This window comes from Pseudomonas azotoformans, from assembly GCF_001579805.1.
In the GTDB taxonomy this organism is placed as follows: Bacteria; Pseudomonadota; Gammaproteobacteria; order Pseudomonadales; family Pseudomonadaceae; genus Aquipseudomonas; species Aquipseudomonas azotoformans_A.
Genome location: NZ_CP014546.1, coordinates 2,452,730 through 2,469,185 on the forward strand (window position 1 = coordinate 2,452,730; position 16,456 = coordinate 2,469,185).

13 protein-coding genes and 1 pseudogene are annotated in these 16,456 nt (G+C 61.1%); 5 read left to right on the forward strand and 9 right to left on the reverse strand.

What is annotated here, in order from left to right; genetic code table 11:
- Window positions 1-31: 31 nt before the first annotated feature.
- Both AYR47_RS11360 and AYR47_RS11365 read right to left on the reverse strand, forming a co-directional pair.
- Entirely contained in the window at window positions 32-2,557 is a 2,526-nt protein-coding gene (locus AYR47_RS11360) for a PepSY domain-containing protein (protein WP_061435298.1), read from the reverse strand.
- 136 nt (window positions 2,558-2,693) lie between these two features.
- Window positions 2,694-4,998 (reverse strand): annotated as a pseudogene (locus AYR47_RS11365) (TonB-dependent receptor).
- A 204-nt stretch (window positions 4,999-5,202) separates the two neighbouring features.
- Here AYR47_RS11365 and AYR47_RS11370 point away from each other — a divergent pair.
- Together AYR47_RS11370 and AYR47_RS11375 are read left to right on the forward strand one after the other, a co-directional pair.
- Window positions 5,203-5,883: a Fe2+-dependent dioxygenase gene (locus AYR47_RS11370; RefSeq protein WP_016976258.1), complete on the forward strand. Its 681-nt coding sequence runs from the start codon at window positions 5,203-5,205 to the stop codon at window positions 5,881-5,883.
- A gap of 1 nt (window position 5,884) precedes the next feature.
- On the forward strand, window positions 5,885-6,634 hold the full coding sequence (locus AYR47_RS11375) for a tetratricopeptide repeat protein (protein ID WP_061435300.1): 750 nt from the start codon (window positions 5,885-5,887) through the stop codon (window positions 6,632-6,634).
- A 49-nt stretch (window positions 6,635-6,683) separates the two neighbouring features.
- Here the strand turns inward: AYR47_RS11375 and AYR47_RS11380 are convergent, their stop codons facing one another.
- The 5 genes from AYR47_RS11380 to AYR47_RS11400 form a co-directional block, all read right to left on the reverse strand.
- Window positions 6,684-7,847: a type III PLP-dependent enzyme gene (locus AYR47_RS11380; RefSeq protein WP_010213203.1), complete on the reverse strand. Its 1,164-nt coding sequence runs from the start codon at window positions 7,845-7,847 to the stop codon at window positions 6,684-6,686.
- A gap of 477 nt (window positions 7,848-8,324) precedes the next feature.
- Complete coding sequence (locus tag AYR47_RS11385) at window positions 8,325-9,482, reverse strand: osmoprotectant ABC transporter ATP-binding protein OsmV (RefSeq protein WP_003171711.1); 1,158 nt, start codon at window positions 9,480-9,482, stop codon at window positions 8,325-8,327.
- A complete protein-coding gene (locus AYR47_RS11390) occupies window positions 9,479-10,132 on the reverse strand; it encodes an ABC transporter permease (protein WP_010213201.1) in 654 nt (217 codons plus the stop codon). The genes AYR47_RS11385 and AYR47_RS11390 overlap by 4 nt, the downstream gene beginning before the upstream one ends.
- Before the next feature lie 14 nt (window positions 10,133-10,146).
- Window positions 10,147-11,040, reverse strand: coding sequence for a glycine betaine ABC transporter substrate-binding protein (locus AYR47_RS11395; protein WP_033903364.1), 894 nt, complete (start codon window positions 11,038-11,040; stop codon window positions 10,147-10,149).
- Between the two features lie 9 nt (window positions 11,041-11,049).
- The gene (locus AYR47_RS11400) at window positions 11,050-11,766 is read right to left on the reverse strand and encodes an ABC transporter permease (protein WP_033903365.1); all 717 of its coding nucleotides are present in this window, start codon (window positions 11,764-11,766) and stop codon (window positions 11,050-11,052) included.
- Window positions 11,767-12,097: 331 nt separating this feature from the next.
- Here AYR47_RS11400 and AYR47_RS11405 point away from each other — a divergent pair, with 331 nt between their 5' ends.
- The 3 genes from AYR47_RS11405 to AYR47_RS11415 all read left to right on the forward strand — a co-directional run bounded on the left by AYR47_RS11405 (window position 12,098) and on the right by AYR47_RS11415 (window position 14,401).
- Window positions 12,098-13,681 carry a peptide chain release factor 3 gene (locus tag AYR47_RS11405; RefSeq protein ID WP_061435302.1) on the forward strand — a complete coding sequence of 528 codons (1,584 nt, stop codon included), beginning with the start codon at window positions 12,098-12,100 and terminating at the stop codon, window positions 13,679-13,681.
- Window positions 13,682-13,804: 123 nt separating this feature from the next.
- Window positions 13,805-14,050 (forward strand): hypothetical protein, encoded by a 246-nt coding sequence (locus AYR47_RS11410; protein WP_033903367.1) that lies wholly within the window; start codon window positions 13,805-13,807, stop codon window positions 14,048-14,050.
- 96 nt (window positions 14,051-14,146) lie between these two features.
- Window positions 14,147-14,401 carry a hypothetical protein gene (locus AYR47_RS11415; protein WP_033903368.1) on the forward strand — a complete coding sequence of 85 codons (255 nt, stop codon included), beginning with the start codon at window positions 14,147-14,149 and terminating at the stop codon, window positions 14,399-14,401.
- Between the two features lie 114 nt (window positions 14,402-14,515).
- On the opposite strand, the gene AYR47_RS11420 is transcribed toward AYR47_RS11415, so the two are convergent.
- Both AYR47_RS11420 and AYR47_RS11425 read right to left on the reverse strand, forming a co-directional pair.
- Window positions 14,516-15,487, reverse strand: coding sequence for a peptide ABC transporter ATP-binding protein (locus AYR47_RS11420; RefSeq protein ID WP_016976250.1), 972 nt, complete (start codon window positions 15,485-15,487; stop codon window positions 14,516-14,518).
- Window positions 15,487-16,455: an ABC transporter ATP-binding protein gene (locus AYR47_RS11425; RefSeq protein ID WP_061435304.1), complete on the reverse strand. Its 969-nt coding sequence runs from the start codon at window positions 16,453-16,455 to the stop codon at window positions 15,487-15,489. Before AYR47_RS11425 ends, AYR47_RS11420 begins: the two co-directional genes overlap by 1 nt.
- Between the last annotated feature and the right edge of the window lies 1 nt (window position 16,456).

Consider the following 16,456-nt stretch of genomic DNA (forward strand, 5'->3'; position numbering starts at 1 on the left):
ACCTGTGGGAGCGGGCTCCCACAGTTGCCAATCAGTAGACGTCGCGGCGATAGCGACCTTGTTCGATCAACCGCTCCACGGCTTCACTGCCAAGGATGTCCACCAACGCCTGATCCACCCCAGTCGCCATCCCCTGCAGGCTCCCGCACACATAAATCGCCGCGCCGTCGCTCAGCCACTTACGCAGTACTTCGGCTGACTCCCGCAGGCGATCCTGCACGTAGATTTTTTCCTCCTGGTCGCGGGAAAACGCCAGGTCCAGCAGCGCCAGATCGCCACTGGCCAGCCAGCCTTGCAGTTCGTCCTGACAGAGGAAGTCATGCTTGATATTGCGCTCACCGAACAGCAGCCAGTTACGCTGCTGGCCGTCGGCAATGCGCGCCTTGAGCAAACTGCGCAGGCCGGCCAGGCCGGTGCCGTTGCCCAGCAGGATCAGCGGCACGGGTGCTTGCGGCAGGTGGAAGCCACTGTTGCGGCGCAGGCGCAGGCTGATGCTGGAGCCGAGGGCGGCATGTTCGGTGAGCCAGCCTGATCCCAGGCCCAGGCTGCCGTCGGGGTGGCGTTCCTGGCGCACGATCAATTCGAGTACGCCATCGCTGGCAATCGAGGCGATGGAGTATTCGCGCATGCCCAGCGGCACCAGCGCGTCCACCAGCGCCTGGGCATGCAGGCCGACCAGGTGGGCGCGATGCGTCGGCAGTTGGCGAGTGGCCAGGGCCTGGTCGAGGGTGTGCGCCATGCCGTCGATCAACACGCCGTCACTGCCGGCCAGGCCCAGGCCTTCGAGGAAGTGTTCGATGGCCCAAGGGCAGTTGCGCGGCAGCACTTCCACCAGGTCGCCGGCTTGCCAGCGTTGTGGTGACGAGGAGGTGAGGCCCAGCAAGTAGACATCGGCGCCTGCGCTGTCGCGGTTGAGCAGCGTGCGTTGGCTCAGTGTCCAGTTTTCGTACTGCGCGGTCGGCCAAGCGGCCGCCGGGACGTGGCCGGTGAGCTGGCCGAGTTGTTGTTGCCAGTGCAGCAGGGCGGCGGTGTCACCGCTGTCGACTTCTACCGGAGCAAATAAAGCGTTGCCGCCCTGATGGGTCAGCCAGAAATGCAGGCGCCGCGCGAAGCCGCAGAAGTGTTCGTATTGACGGTCGCCCAGAGCCAGGACCGAGTAGTTCAAGCCCTTTAGGGGCAGGTCTTGGCCGAGCACGCTGCGATCGAATCCGCGAGCACTGTCAGGGGCTTCGCCGTCGCCGAAGGTGCTGACCACGAACAGCGCATTTTCCGACTGGCGCAGGTCATCCTGGCTGACGCTGCCCAGGGATTGCACCTTCACCGGCAAGCCGGCCGCCTGTAATTGGCCAGCCGTTTGCCAGGCCAATTGCTCGGCAAAACCGCTCTGGCTGGCAAAGCCGATCAGCCAGGCCGGGGCATCGCTGGTGTTGGCCGTGAGGCCTTTACGCGCGTCACGCACCTGGCGCTTCTTGCGACGACGGTCCAGGTACAACAGCCAACCGGTGATGAAGAACAGCGGCATCAGCACCGAACTGACTGTGAGAATGATGCGCCCCACCAGGCCGAAGTAGCTGCCGGTGTGCAGCGCGTAGACGCTGGTCAGCAGTTGCGAGCCGAGGGTCTTGCTGGCGTAGCGGTCGTGGGATTTCACCTCGCCGGTCGCCGGGTCCAGGTTGATCTGGTTCAGCGCGCGGTCATGGGGCGAATTGTCCAGCAGGTAGTACACGGTGGCCGGTTGTCCGGCGACGGCTGGCATGCGGATGTTGTAGGCACTCAAGCCGGGGCCGGCGTTGCTGTAGATGCTGCTCCAGATCGCATCGTAATTGGCCACGGGCGCCGGACCTTCAGGGGCTGGGCCGCGTTTGCGCACCCGTTCATTCTGTGGGGCGTCGGACAGCAGCTGGGTCAGGCCCTGGCTGTACCAGTCGTAGGACCAATACAGCCCGGTCAGTGCCGACAGCAGATACGCCAACAGGCACCAGGTGCCGAACACCGAGTGCAGGTCCCAGTTGAAGGCACGGCCTTTTTTACGCCAATCCAAGGTCAGCCAGGCACGCCAGCTTGCCACTTGGCGCGGCCAGCGCAGGTACAACCCGGACAGGCAGAAGAACACCAGGATCAGCGTGCACGCGCCGGTGATGTTGCGACCGGTATCGCCCATCACCAGGAAACGGTGGAATTGCAGCAGGAAGCCGAAAACCTCCTGGCCGACCACGTCGCCCATGTAGTCGCCGGTGTAGGGATCGAAATAGCGCAACTGGCCACGGCGTTCGCCGGTCGGCGGGGTGAAGAACACGCGGGCGGCGTTGCCGCTTTCGCTCTCCACGAACAGCATGGCCACGGTCTGGCCTTCGGTGGCTTCCAGCTTGCGCACCAGCTCGGCGGGCGGCAATACACCGGCTTCGCGTTTTTCCACGGTCAGTACGCTCGGGTTGAGCGCCCGTAGGATTTCATCCTGAAACGAGACCGCAGCCCCGGTGATCCCCATCAAGGCCAGCACCAGCCCGGCGGTAATGCCGAAGAACCAGTGCAACTGGAACAGGGTTTTCTTCAACACGTCTGACCGCCTCGTCTATCCGGATATGTAGGGCACGGCGCGCATTATGCCGTGGCTTGTCGAGAAACATTCTGTTTTACACGCAAAAGCCCCACGCATCCGATGCGTGGGGCTTTTTGCTGCGTGGTGCGGCTGTTTAGAAGTGGAAGCTGGTGGACAACAGGGCCGTACGACCGGCCGCCTGGTTGGCGAAGTGCGAGGCGTAGGCCTTGTCGTAATAGGTCTTGTCGGTCAGGTTCTGCACGTTCAATTGCAGGTCGACGTTCTTGGTCAGCTTGTAGCTGGCCATGGCGTCGTAGCGGGTGTAGGACGGCACGTACACGGTGTTGGCCGCATCGCCATAAACCTGGTCGACGTAGAACGCGCCGCCACCGATGGTCAGCTTCGGGGTCACGTCATAGGTGGTCCACAGGCTGAACGAGTTCTCCGGGGTGTTGGGCATCTGATTGCCTTTGTTGGAGCCGGCAGTGACGACACCCTGGCGGTTGCCGTTCTTGCCCGGGTCAACCAGCTCGGCTTTGAGGTAGCTGTAGCCGGCGAACACTTGCCATTGGTCCGTGATCTTGCCGCTGGCGGACAACTCCAGGCCGTCTACGCGGGATTCGCCTGCGGTTTGGTAGGTGTTGGAGTCCACCAGGATGCGCGTGTTTTTTTTCTCGGTACGGAACACCGCAGCCGACAGCGACAAGCGGTTGTGGAACAGGTCCCACTTGGTGCCCAGCTCGTAGTTGACGGTTTCTTCTGGCTTGAGGTCGCTGGTGTTGATACCGGTCGGAATCGCGTTGTTGTCCACGCCTTCACCCACCAGGCCGCCGGCCGGCGAGGCCGAGGTAGCGTAGGAGGTGTAGATACTGCCGTTGTCCAGTGGCTTCCAGACCAGGCCGGCCCTGCCAGTTGAAGAACTGACTGTCGTCCTTGACCTTGCTGCGCGCCTGCACGGTGGACGTCGGCACGGCGTTGGTATTGGCTTCGGTGTCGAAGGTGTCGTAGCGCAGGCCGACGTTCAGCAGCCATTTCGGGTCGAGTTCGATGGTGTCGAACACATACGCGGCGCGGCTGGTGGCCTTGGTGTTGGTGCCCATGTAGTTGCGGGCGATGGAGCCGTTCCAGGCGTCATCCGGGTTCGGGTTGCCCAGCGAAGTGCACTGGCCGCCCTGGCTGCCGGCGGCCACGGTGCAGGTCGGGTTGCTGTTCGGGGTGACGGTGTAGCCGCTGACACGGGTTTCTTCGCCGGTGAATTCCAGGCCGGTGGAGTAGCTGTGCTTGAAGCCCAGGGCCTGGAAGCTGCCGAACAGGTCGGTCTGGTTGGTGGTGGTCGTGGTGGTGGACACGCGGGTGTTGGCTCGACGCCACACCGTGCCGAAGCGATTGACGTTGCGCTGGCTGTCATCCGGCTGGGTCAGCACGTAATCCTGGCCGGTGCTGCCGTGGCGCAGGGTGTTTTTCAGGGTCATGTTGTCGTTCAGGTCGTGCTCGACGGAGATCGTGCTGATGTCGGCGCGCGTCTTGCGGAAGTCACGGCTCTTGAGACCGTAGAAGTTGTTGCTGTCGCCGCCGTCAGTGGGTTTGTCATGCACGTGGGCGGTGGCGGTCGACGAGCTGTAGCCGTAGGGAATGCCCGAGTCCGGCAGGTCGTTGCTTTCCATGTGGTAGTAGCTGAGGTTGACGCGGGTCGGGGTGCCCAGGCCAAACGTCAGCGACGGGGCGACACCCCAGCGGTCGTAATTGATCGCGTCGCGACCGGCCACGTTCTGTTCGTGGCTCATCAGGTTCAGGCGGAACGCGGCGCTGTCGTCGAGGAACTGACGGTTCACGTCGAGCACATAGCGGCGGGTCTGGTCGGAACCGTAGGTGAAGCCGCCGTTGGTGAAGTCCCGCGCTTGTGGGGTCTTGCTCACCAGGTTGAGGCTGCCGCCAGCCGATCCACGGCCGCCGAACGACGAGTTCGGGCCCTTGCTGACTTCGATCGATTCGATGTCGAAGATCTCACGGCTCTGGCCGCCCGTGTCGCGCACGCCGTCCAGGTAGGTGTCGCCCTGGGCGTCAAAACCACGGATGAACGGGCGGTCGCCCTGGGGATTGCCGCCTTCACCGGCGCCGAACGTGATGCCCGGTACAGTACGCAAGGCGTCCTGCAGCGAGGTGGCGGCGGTGTCCTTGAGCACTTGTTGCGGCACCACGGTGACGGAACGCGGTGTATCCACCAGCGGCGCGGTGTATTTCTGCGACGAGGCTTTTTCGACCTGGTAGGAGGTGTTGTCCTGTTCTTCGCCGGTAATGCTGGTGGCGCCCAGGGAGATGCTGTTGCGCTGGCCTTTTTGTTCAGTGTCTTCGGCCGCTTGCGCCAGATGGGCGACAGAGCTAGCGCTGAGTGCAACGCCGATGGCCGAAGCCAGCATGCGTGGTGAACTGGCAGGTATTTTTGTAGTGATGCGCGACATGACGTGTCCTTTCCCCAAGGATGTGAGGCCGCGGAATATAGTGTTAACAAGTATTTCTATCAATTGCGATATATTGCTAATTGCACTGAATTTACATTCTTTACACTTTTTGCTTACGGTTTTTACGAACTCATCCGTCGCGACGTTTTACAGGGCGGATAAGAATCAATACCATTGGCGCCTCTCTGAATTCAGGTATTGCCCATGCTGCTGCACATCCCCGGCCTGTTCTCTCGTGAGGAAGTGCAGCGCATCCGCCAAGCCCTGGAAACTGCCGATTGGGCCGACGGTAAAATCACCGCCGGGCACCAGTCCGCCAAGGCCAAGCACAACCTGCAATTGCCTGAAGGTCACCCGCTCGCCAAGGAAATTGGCGCGGCGATGCTGGAACGTTTGTGGCAGAACCCGTTGTTTATGTCGGCGGCGTTACCGCACAAGGTCTTCCCGCCTTTGCTCAATTGCTACACCGCCGGCGGGAGTTTCGACTTTCACATCGACAACGCCGTACGCCAGCCCAAAGGCAGCCACGAGCGCGTGCGCACCGATTTGTCATCCACCTTGTTTTTCAGCGACCCCGATGAATACGACGGCGGCGAGCTGGAGATCCAGGACACCTTTGGCCTGCAGCGTGTGAAGTTGCCGGCCGGCGACATGGTGCTGTACCCCGGTTCCAGCCTGCACAAAGTCAACGCCGTGACCCGCGGCGCGCGCTACGCCTCGTTCTTCTGGACCCAAAGCCTGGTGCGCGAAGACAGCCAGCGTACCCTGCTGTTCGAAATGGACGGTGCGATCCAGCAACTGAGCGCCGATGTGCCAGACCACCCGGCACTGATCCAGCTCACCGGCACCTACCACAACCTGTTGCGCCGCTGGGTCGAGGTCTGACATGGGCTTCTTGTTGCGCCGTGAAGAAGTGCTCAACGTCGAGCAACTGCAAAGCATGCTCGATGATTCCCCCGTGCGCGCCGCCCAGGCGATCCTGGTGGCCGCAAAGGAGGGTGTGGTCGATGCCCAGGCGCTGCTCGGGCAGATCCTCTTGGATGGCCGTGGCATTACGCGGGATGAAGCGCTGGCGTTGCGCTGGTTCCAGATCGCGGCCCAGGGTGGGCACTTGATGGCGCGCAATATGGCCGGGCGTTGTTTGGAGCATGGCTGGGGTGGTGCGGCGGATGAAACGGCAGCGGCGCGAGAGTACCGTTTGGCCGCCGAAGCCGGTTTGGATTGGGCGCAATACAACTACGCCAACCTGTTGGCGACCGGGCGCGGTGTGGCCGAAGACCAGCAACGAGCGCTGAGCCTATACCGCCAGGCAGCGGAACAAGGCCATGCCAAGTCGATGAATCTGTTGGGGCGTTATCTGGAAGACGGTCGCTTCTGTGGGCAGGATCTGGAGGCGGCGGTGGACTGGTATCGGCGCTCGGCCGAAGGCGGCGATTTTCGCGGGCAGTTCAGCTATGCGGCGGTGTTGGCCGACAGGGGTCAAATCGACGCGGCGCTGGAGTGGTTGCGCAAAGCGTTGGCGGGGGGGAATTTGAAGTTTTTGCGCACGGCGCACCAGGCGCTCTCAGCGGCGAGCAACCCGCAAATCAGAGCAATGGCAGAGGCCTACCGTGAGCGCGCAGGCAGCCTTTCTTAAGGCGTAAAAAAACCCATGAATTGTCATGGGTTTTTTAGCTGCAGCCGTTTTATACGTAGAAGGATTTCAGTGGCGGAAAGCCATTGAACTCAACTGCGCTGTAGCTGGTGGTGTAGGCACCGGTCGACAACCAGTACAGACGATCACCAATCGCCAGGTTCAGCGGCAGGCCGTACTTGTAGTTCTCGTACATGATGTCGGCGCTGTCGCAGGTTGGGCCGGCAATGACCACTTCTTCCATCTCGCCTTTCTTCTCGGTCCAGATCGGGAACTTGATGGCTTCGTCCATGGTTTCGATCAGGCCGGAGAACTTGCCCACATCCGTATACACCCAACGCTCGACGGCGGTACGGGATTTACGCGCCACCAGCACCACTTCGCTGACCAGGATACCGGCGTTGGCAATCAACGAACGGCCCGGCTCCAGGATGATTTCCGGCAGGTCGTCGCCGAAGTCTTCCTTGAGGAAACGGATGATTTCTTCAGCGTAGGTTTCCAGGCTGTTGGTGCGGGTTATGTAGTTGGCCGGGAAGCCGCCACCCATGTTGATCAGCTTGAGGTGGATGCCGTCTTCTTCTTTCAGGCGTTCGAAGATCACTTTGACCTTGGCGATCGCCGCGTCCCACACGCTGATGTCGCGCTGTTGCGAACCCACGTGGAACGAGATGCCGTAAGGCACCAGGCCCAGGTCACGGGCCAGGATCAGCAGGTCCATGGCCATGTCGGTCTGGCAGCCGAATTTGCGCGACAAAGGCCAGTCAGCCGTGGTCGAGCCTTCGGTGAGGATACGCACATACACTTTCGAACCCGGCGCGGCCTTGGCGATGTTGCGCAGGTCGGCTTCGGAGTCGGTGGAGAACAGGCGCACGCCTTTCTCGTAGAAGTAGCGGATGTCCTTGGACTTCTTGATGGTGTTGCCGTAGCTGATGCGGTCGGCGCTGACGCCACGGTCCATCACTTTATCCAGCTCGTAGATCGAGGCGATGTCGAAGCTCGAACCTTTCTCTTTGAGCAGGTCGATGATCTCGACAGCCGGGTTGGCCTTGACCGCGTAATACACCTTGGCGAATTCGAAACCGGCGCGCAGGTCATCGTAGGCCTGGCTGATCATCGCGGTGTCGATCACCACGAACGGGGTTTCTTGCTTGTCGGCGAACGCCTTCATTTTGTCAAAAGTGGCGCGCGCGAAATAATCTTCGACGTTGATCGACATGCTGGGAACTCCTAAGGGCAAACTAAATTGATCAATGGGTGCAAATGAACGTCCTCCGTATCCCCACTTTGGTTCGCCTACTTCCCAAGGCATGTCGCCGAAAGCAAAAAGGCCATGGGAATAACCGCTTCCCTTGGCCTTGCTGTCTCGTCGTCAGTACTTGAGCCGGATGGATCGTTTCCAGCATGGACGTTCGGCGCGAACTTTAGGGCGTGAGGGGCTTGAGATCAACTAAAAATGTCGCGTTTTTGCACGCGTTCGTCGCGCGAACCCGTGCAGCTACTTATGTAACCGACAGGTGTGACGGAATGATGTTCCCCGGATGTGGGGAATTGAGGGTATTAACTGACACACCAGAGATCCAAATGTGGGAGCGGGCTTGCTCGCGAAAGCGGAGTGTCAGTCACAGCAACTACAACTGACAGACCGCATTCGCGAGCAAGCCCGCTCCCACAGTTTTAACCGCGTGGTGTCAACTCAGGCGAGTGCTGTCTCGGCAGGCGAAACGATACTGGTCTTGCCACCTCGGGACTTACCCGAGCTCAAGTACTCGGCAATCGACTCCTGCGTCACCTCACCGAGGAACACCCGCTCCGCATCCATCACCGGCAACCACGAACGGTTGAACTCGTACATGCGCGACAGCAGGATGCGCAAATGCTCGTCATAAGCCGCCGTGGCGTTGAACTCGCGCAGGTACTGGCCGCAGGTGCCGGTCTGACGGTGCAGGTCGCGACGTCGTACATAACCCAGCGCCTTGTTCTCGGCACAGGTGACCACCACGTAGCGACGGTCATGCTCGTCCATCAGCTCCAGCGCGTCCGCCACTGGCGTTTCCGGGCTCACCGAAGGGGCATTGTCCGCCGCGTCTTCGGCCTTCACCAGCAACAGGCGCTTGAGGGTGCTGTCCTGGCCCACGAAGTTGCTGACAAACTCGTCGGCCGGGTGCGCCAGCAGGGTGTCCGGATGATCGATCTGCAGCAGCTTGCCGGCACGGAAGATCGCGATCTTGTCGCCCAGCTTGATTGCTTCGTCGATGTCGTGGCTGACCATGATCACGGTCTTGTTCAGCGCACGCTGCATCTCGAAGAATTCGTTCTGGATCATTTCGCGGTTGATCGGGTCGACCGCGCCGAACGGTTCATCCATCAACAGCAACGGCGCGTCGGCCGCCAGGGCGCGGATCACGCCGATCCGTTGTTGTTGGCCGCCCGACAATTCACGCGGGTAGCGATGCAGGTATTGCTTGGGTTCCAGCTTGATCATGCTCATCAACTCGCGGGCGCGGTCATGGCATTTTTGCTTGTCCCAGCCGAGCAATTTCGGCACGACCACGATGTTTTCCTCGATGGTCATGTTCGGGAACAGGCCGATCTGCTGGATCACATAACCGATGTTGCGACGCAGGGTCACTTCGTCGAGGTCGGTGGTGTCTTCGCCGTTGATCAGGATCTTGCCCGAGGTCGGCTTGATCAGGCGGTTGATCATCTTCAGCGTGGTGCTTTTGCCGCAGCCCGACGGGCCGAGGAACACGCAAATCTCGCCTTCATTGACGGTCAGGCTTACATCGTTCACGGCCGTGACAGTCTTGCCGTTGCTTTGGAAGGTCTTGGACAGGTTTTGAAGTTCGATCATTTGAGCAATCCTTTTGGAGTCAGCGAGCGTTGCAGCCATTGCAAGAGCAGGTCGGCAAAAATGGCCAGGAGACTGACCAGCACGGCGCCGACGATCAGCATCGACATGTCGCTGCGGCTGATGGAAGCCAGAATAAGTACACCCAGGCCACCGGCGCCGATGGTGGCGGCGATGGTCATCACACCAATATTCATCACCACGGCGGTGCGCACACCGGCGAGGATCACCGGCACGGCGATGGGCAACTCGACCATGCGCAGGCGCTGGCCGAAGGTCATGCCGATGCCGCGTGCGGCTTCGCGAATACCCGGTTCCACGCCGGTGAGGGCGAGGTAGGTGTTACGCATGATCGGCAGCAGGGAGTAGAGGAACACGGCGGTGATCGCCGGCATTGGCCCCAGGCCCTGGCCGAACTTGGAGTAGAACGGCAGCAGCAGGCCGAACAGGGCGATGGACGGCACGGTCAGCAGCACCGTGGCGCTGGCTTGCAGCGGGCCTGCGAGCGTCGGGAAGCGCGTCATCAGGATGCCCAGGGGCACACCGATCAGGATCGCGAGGATCACGGCGATACCGACCAGGGTGATGTGCTGCCCGGTCAGTTGTAGGACTTGGGCCCAATCAAGATGGGAAAAGGCGTTCAGGAATTCCATGTCTTCTCCTCTTATTAGTTGATCGGATGTTGGCGCAGGAAGTCGGCGGCAACCGCGGAGGGGCTTTCATGGTCGACGTCGACCCGCGCGTTCAACTGGCGCATGGTTTCGTCGTCGAACAGCTCGGCCAATGGCTTGAGGTCAGCGGCCAGTTCCGGGTGCGCGTCGAGATACACCTGACGCACCACGGGCGCGGCGGTGTAGTCCGGGAAGTAGTGCTTGTCGTCTGCCAGCAGCTTCAGTTTGAAGGCGTTCAGGCGACCGTCGGTGGTGTAGACCAGACCGGCAAACACCTGGCCATTACGCAGCGCGGTGTAGACCAGGCCGGCGTCCATCTGCCGGGTGTTTTTGCGCGTGAGGTTCATGTCGTACAGCTTGACCATACCGGCCAGGCCGTCGGAACGGTTGGCGAACTCGGTGTCCAGGGCCACCAGGCGGTTGCTCTTGGCATCTTGCGCGACGGCCTGGGTCAGGTCGCTGATGCTGTTGATTTCGGGATGCTCAGCCGCAACCTTCTCCGGCAGCGCCAGGGCGTAGGTGTTGCTGAAGCGCGACGGTGAGAGCCAGACCAGGCCTTTTTTCGCGTCGAGTTCTTTCACCCGAGCGTAGGACTGTTCGCTGTCGAGTTTCTCGTCGACGTGGTTGTAGGCCACCAGCGACACGCCGGTGTATTCCCAGATCAGGTCCAGTTGCCCACTTTCCTGGGCACTGCGCGCCAGGTTGCTGCCCAGGCCGCCGGTCACGCGGGTGTCATAGCCCTTGGTGCGCAGGTACTGGGAGGTGATTTCGGCCAGCAGGGTCTGTTCGGTGAATACCCGGGCGCCGATGCGGATCACGGGTTTTTCGGCGGCTTGCGCAATGCCTGCACACAGCAGGACGCAGCTCAATATCAAGGTCAGTTTTTTCATGTCGGTTCCTTAAGACGCACGCAGCCCGCGTTCCAGCCAGAGGCGGCTGGCCAGGGTCACCAGACCGTCAAGCAGCAAGGCCAGCAACGCGGTACACGCGGCGCCGAGCAGCAATTGCGGCTGATTGTTCAGGGCGATGCCGGGGAAGATCAGGCTGCCCAGGCTGTTGGCGCCGATCAGGAAGGCCAGCGGCGCGGTGCCGACGTTGATCGCCAGGGCCACGCGCACGCCACCGATGATGATCGGCACGGCGTTGGGCAATTCCACGCGAAACAGCACCTGGCGTGGCGTCATGCCAATGCCGGTGGCAGCTTCTTTCAGCGAGCCTTGAACGTTTTTCAGGCCTTCGTAGGTGTTGCGCACGATGGGCAGGAGGGAGGCGAGGAACAGCGCGAAGATCGCCGGGCCGCTGCCGATACCAAGGACGCCGAGGGCGATGGCCAGTACGGCCAGGGGAGGGACGGTGTTGCCGATGTTGAAGATCTGCATGAAGCGTTCTGCGCGCCCGACCATGTGCGGTCGGCTGAGCAGGATACCGGCGGGGATGCCCACAACAAGGGCGGCCAGCATGGAGACTAGAACGAGGATCAGGTGTGCTTGCAGGTAAAACAACAAATCGTCGCGGTACAGTTCGATCGTGTTGATGCCGATCCAGTGGACCAGCAGGGCCAGGAGCGCGACGACAACCGCACCTCCTATCAGCCCTTTGCCATAGCGAATAGCCACAGGCGGACTCCTTTTTTCTTCTGTCGGCGTCCACATTTCCGAGCGGCAATGCCATTCCTGGCTGTCGGCGAATGTGGTCGCGAAATGCAGCTCGTCGATACCGGCAACGCGGTAAAGATCCGAGCCATGAGCGCAGCCTCGTCAGGCTAACTTGCTGATTTATCAGCCCCTGTTCCGAGTGCGGTAGCAGGGGAGTGGACGTCTCGACCTTTTAAAAGGTTCCATACTTGGCAGCATTTAGCCACCCCTAATCGGGTGAACGGTGGTCCGGCCCCTGGGGTTTGCGCTATACTCGCCGCCCTTTTTTGACTCACCTGCCAGGCGATTTCCCATGACCCACCAGGCCGCCGAAGTCGCGAAACGCCGCACTTTCGCCATTATTTCCCACCCCGATGCCGGTAAAACCACCATCACCGAGAAACTCTTGCTGATGGGCAAGGCAATCGCGGTGGCCGGCACGGTGAAATCCCGCAAATCCGACCGCCATGCCACCTCCGACTGGATGGAAATGGAAAAACAACGGGGTATTTCCATTACCACGTCGGTCATGCAGTTCCCGTATCGCGACCACATGGTCAACCTGCTCGACACCCCGGGCCACGAAGACTTCTCCGAAGACACCTATCGCACCCTGACCGCGGTGGACTCTGCGCTGATGGTCCTCGACGGCGGTAAAGGCGTTGAGCCACGGACCATCGCGCTGATGGACGTGTGCCGTCTGCGTGACACGCCGATCGTCAGCTTTATCAACAAACTCGACCGCGATATTCGCGACCCGATCGAGCTGTTGGACGAAATCGAAGCCGTGCTGAAGATCAAGGCCGCGCCGATCACCTGGCCGATCGGTTGCTACCGCGACTTCAAGGGCGTGTACCACCTGGCGGAGGACTACATCATTGTCTACACCGCCGGCCACGGTCATGAGCGCACCGAAACCAAGATCATCGAGAAACTCGACTCCGATGAAGCACGCGCCCATTTGGGTGACGAGTACGATCGTTTTGTCGACCAGCTGGAACTGGTGCAGGGCGCCTGCCATGAGTTCAACCAGCAGGAATTCCTCGACGGTCATCTGACCCCAGTGTTCTTCGGTACCGCCCTGGGCAACTTCGGCGTTGACCATGTGCTCGACGCCGTGGTGGATTGGGCCCCGCGCCCACTGGCCCGTGTCGCCAACGAACGCACCGTGGAACCGGTCGAAGAGAAATTCACCGGCTTCGTGTTCAAGATCCAGGCGAACATGGACCCAAAACACCGCGACCGCATCGCCTTCATGCGCATCTGCTCCGGCAAATACGAAAAAGGCATGAAGATGCGCCACGTGCGTACCGGCAAGGACGTCCGCATCGGCGACGCCCTGACGTTCTTCTCCTCCGAGCGTGAACAGCTCGAAGAAGCCTACGCCGGCGACATCATCGGCCTACACAACCACGGCACCATCCAGATCGGCGACACCTTCACCGAAGGCGAAGCCCTGGGCTTCACCGGTATCCCGCACTTCGCGCCGGAACTGTTCCGCCGCGTCCGCCTGCGTGATCCGCTCAAATCCAAGCAACTGCGCCAAGGCTTGCAGCAACTGGCGGAAGAGGGCGCCACCCAGGTGTTCTTCCCCGAGCGCAGCAACGACATCATCCTCGGCGCCGTCGGTGTGCTGCAGTTCGATGTGGTCGCCAGCCGCTTGAAAGAGGAATACAAGGTTGAGTGCTCCTACGAGCCGATCACCGTGTACTCCGCGCGCTGGATCGATTGCAGCGATAAGAAGAAGTTGGAAGAGTTCTCCAACAAGGCTGTGGAAAACCTCGCGGTGGACGGCGGTGGTCACCTGACCTACCTGGCGCCGACACGGGTTAACCTGGCGCTGATGGAAGAGCGCTGGCCGGATGTGAAATTCCGTGCGACCCGCGAGCACCATTAAGGTCTGAGCGGTAAAGAAAAGGGCGAAGCTGTTATGGCTTCGCCCTTTTTTGTGGCGAGAGTGACGTATCGGGTCTAGTTTTTTGGGTGCAGGATTTATCCACTGACTGAAAAGGAAAGCGCTGTGCCTAGTGTCAAACGCGTCATCTGCTGGATGCTGTTAGCCAGTCTGGGGCTGACCACGGTCCCGGCACTGGCGGGCGCTGGAGCGCCGCAATGGAAAGACACCGGCCCGGTCACCAAGAAAAAACAGCAAGAGGTCAACTCCGGCAGCTGGAAACCGCAAGCCCAGCCCGCCCCGAAGGAAGACCAGGAAAACCCCTACAACGATGGCGAGGACAGTGAAACCTACGACGACGGCGAAACCTGACGCCTGGCGTAAACCCGGCATCGGGGCTAGCGTCAACGCTGGCGGCGGTGAACGGCTGTCGCGTGGGACCTACCTACTGACGGGACGGAATCAACCATGAGTATTTTTCAACGTGTTGTGTTGTTGATAAAAGTGATGGTGTTGTTGTCGTTGGGAATGTCGTCGGCCTGGGCGCATAACCCGGTGCAGAGCGGTGTTGTGTCGTCGGGGCATAGCCAGGATCTGCAACTGGCGAAGTCCGAGGCGGAACCTGGCGATAAGGACCAGGGCGGCAGCGAGGGTGATGATGACTCCACCACCGACGAACCGGACAGCGATGATCCGGACGCCGAAGGCGATAGCCAGACGTAGGCTTCGCCCAAAAGAAAGCCCCTCCCGCCAGGCTGATGCGCAACCTGATGGGAAGGGCTGTAGAACACAGGCAATGCCCTGGGCTTGATCACCCAGGGCATTTTTGTTGCGATGTCACGCCACGAACTGCTCCGCGTAGTGGCAAGCCACCTGGCGGTTATCCAAGGCGCGCAGTTGCGGCTCCTCGGTGCTGCACCGTGCGGTCGCGTACGGGCAGCGCTTGTGGAAGGCGCACCCCGGCGGCGGGTTCAGCGGGTTGGGCAGTTCGCCGACGATCTTGATCTTCGGCTTGTTCGGGTCCGGGTGGATGGTCGGGGTGGCCGACAGCAGCGCCTGGGTGTAGGGGTGCAGCGGACGGGCGTAGATGTCTTCCTTGGGACCGACTTCCACCGGACGGCCGAGGTACATCACCATCACGTCATCGGCGACGTGTTGCACCACCGCCAGGTTGTGGGAGATGAACACGTAAGCCGTATTGAATTCCTGCTGCAGGTCCATGAACAGGTTGAGCACCTGGGCCTGGATCGACACGTCCAGTGCCGAGGTGGGTTCATCCGCCACCAGCACTTTGGGTTGCAGCATCATCGCCCGGGCCAGGGCGATCCGTTGGCGCTGGCCGCCGGAGAACATGTGCGGGTAGCGCTGATAATGCTCGGGGCGCAGGCCCACTTGCTTCATCATCGCCTGCACTTTCTCGCGGCGTTCAGCAGCGGACAGGTTGGTGTTGATCAGCAGCGGCTCGCCGAGTTGATCACCGACTTTCTGCCGAGGGTTCAACGAGGCGTACGGGCTCTGGAACACCATCTGCACGTCTTTGCGCAATTGTTTGCGCTGGGCCTTGTCCGCGCCAGCGACTTCCTGGCCGGCGATTTTCAAGGAGCCGGAAGACGGCTCTTCAATCAATGTGAGCGCACGGGCCAAGGTGGATTTGCCGCAACCCGACTCGCCTACAACGGCGAGGGTCTTGCCGGCTTCCAGCTCAAAGGACACGCCATTGAGTGCACGCACCAACGCATGGCCCTTGAACAGGCCACGGGACACTTCGTAGTGACGGGTCAGGTCGCGGGCGGTAAGAACGACGGCCATTACGCCACCTCCTGGTTCAAGGGGTAGAAGCAGCGCGCGAGGCTGTTGGTTTTGGGATCAAGCCCCGGACGCTGGGCACGGCAGGAGTCCTGCACGTACGGGCAACGTGGCGACAGCAGGCAACCCTGTGGACGGTCATAACGGCCCGGCACGATACCCGGCAGCGTGGCCAGGCGCGTGGCGCCCAGGCTATGTTCCGGAATCGCCTTGAGCAGTGCTTCGCTGTACGGATGCGCCGGAATGTCGAACAACTGCGGCACCTGGCCGACTTCAACCGCTTGGCCGGCGTACATCACGCACACGCGCTGGGCGGTTTCCGCCACGACTGCAAGGTCGTGAGTGATCAGCACCAGGCCCATGTTCTGTTCTTTCTGCAGGGCCAGCAGCAGTTCCATGATCTGCGCCTGGATGGTCACGTCCAGTGCGGTGGTCGGCTCATCCGCGATCAGCAGTTTCGGCTCGCCGGCAATCGCCATGGCGATTGCCACGCGCTGGCTCATACCGCCGGACAGTTGGTGCGGGTAGGCATCCATACGGCTGGCAGCGCCGGGGATTTCAACCTTTTCCAACAGCTCGATGGCACGCTTGCGCGCTTGTTTGCCGGACATCTTCAGGTGCAGGCGCAGCACTTCTTCAATCTGGAAACCCACGGTGTAGCTGGGGTTCAGCGCGGTCATCGGGTCCTGGAACACCATCGCCAGGTCTTTGCCGACGATCTGGCGGCGCTGGCGGTTGCTCAGCTTGAGCATGTTCTTGCCGTCGAAGTTCAGCGCGTCGGCGGTGACGATGCCGGGGTGCTCGATCAGGCCCATCAGCGCCATCATGGTCACGGATTTACCCGAGCCCGACTCGCCAACGATTGCCAGGACTTCGCCTTTGTCGACCGAAATGTCGAGGCCATCGACCACCGGAACGGCGGTCTTGTCGCCGAAGCGCACGTTGAGATTCTTGATTTCTAACAGTGACATG

Excerpts from the sequence above, each read along its gene's own strand:
- AYR47_RS11390 (WP_010213201.1), bottom strand. The coding sequence starts at position 10,132 with ATGGAATTCCTGAACGCCTTTTCCCATCTTGATTGGGCCCAAGTCCTA.
- AYR47_RS11425 (WP_061435304.1), bottom strand. The coding sequence starts at position 16,455 with ATGTCACTGTTAGAAATCAAGAATCTCAACGTGCGCTTCGGCGACAAG.
- AYR47_RS11385 (WP_003171711.1), bottom strand. The coding sequence starts at position 9,482 with ATGATCGAACTTCAAAACCTGTCCAAGACCTTCCAAAGCAACGGCAAG.
- AYR47_RS11415 (WP_033903368.1), top strand. The coding sequence starts at position 14,147 with ATGAGTATTTTTCAACGTGTTGTGTTGTTGATAAAAGTGATGGTGTTG.
- AYR47_RS11420 (WP_016976250.1), bottom strand. The coding sequence starts at position 15,487 with ATGGCCGTCGTTCTTACCGCCCGCGACCTGACCCGTCACTACGAAGTG.
- AYR47_RS11405 (WP_061435302.1), top strand. The coding sequence starts at position 12,098 with ATGACCCACCAGGCCGCCGAAGTCGCGAAACGCCGCACTTTCGCCATT.
- AYR47_RS11380 (WP_010213203.1), bottom strand. The coding sequence starts at position 7,847 with ATGTCGATCAACGTCGAAGATTATTTCGCGCGCGCCACTTTTGACAAA.
- AYR47_RS11370 (WP_016976258.1), top strand. The coding sequence starts at position 5,203 with ATGCTGCTGCACATCCCCGGCCTGTTCTCTCGTGAGGAAGTGCAGCGC.
- AYR47_RS11395 (WP_033903364.1), bottom strand. The coding sequence starts at position 11,040 with ATGAAAAAACTGACCTTGATATTGAGCTGCGTCCTGCTGTGTGCAGGC.
- AYR47_RS11375 (WP_061435300.1), top strand. The coding sequence starts at position 5,885 with ATGGGCTTCTTGTTGCGCCGTGAAGAAGTGCTCAACGTCGAGCAACTG.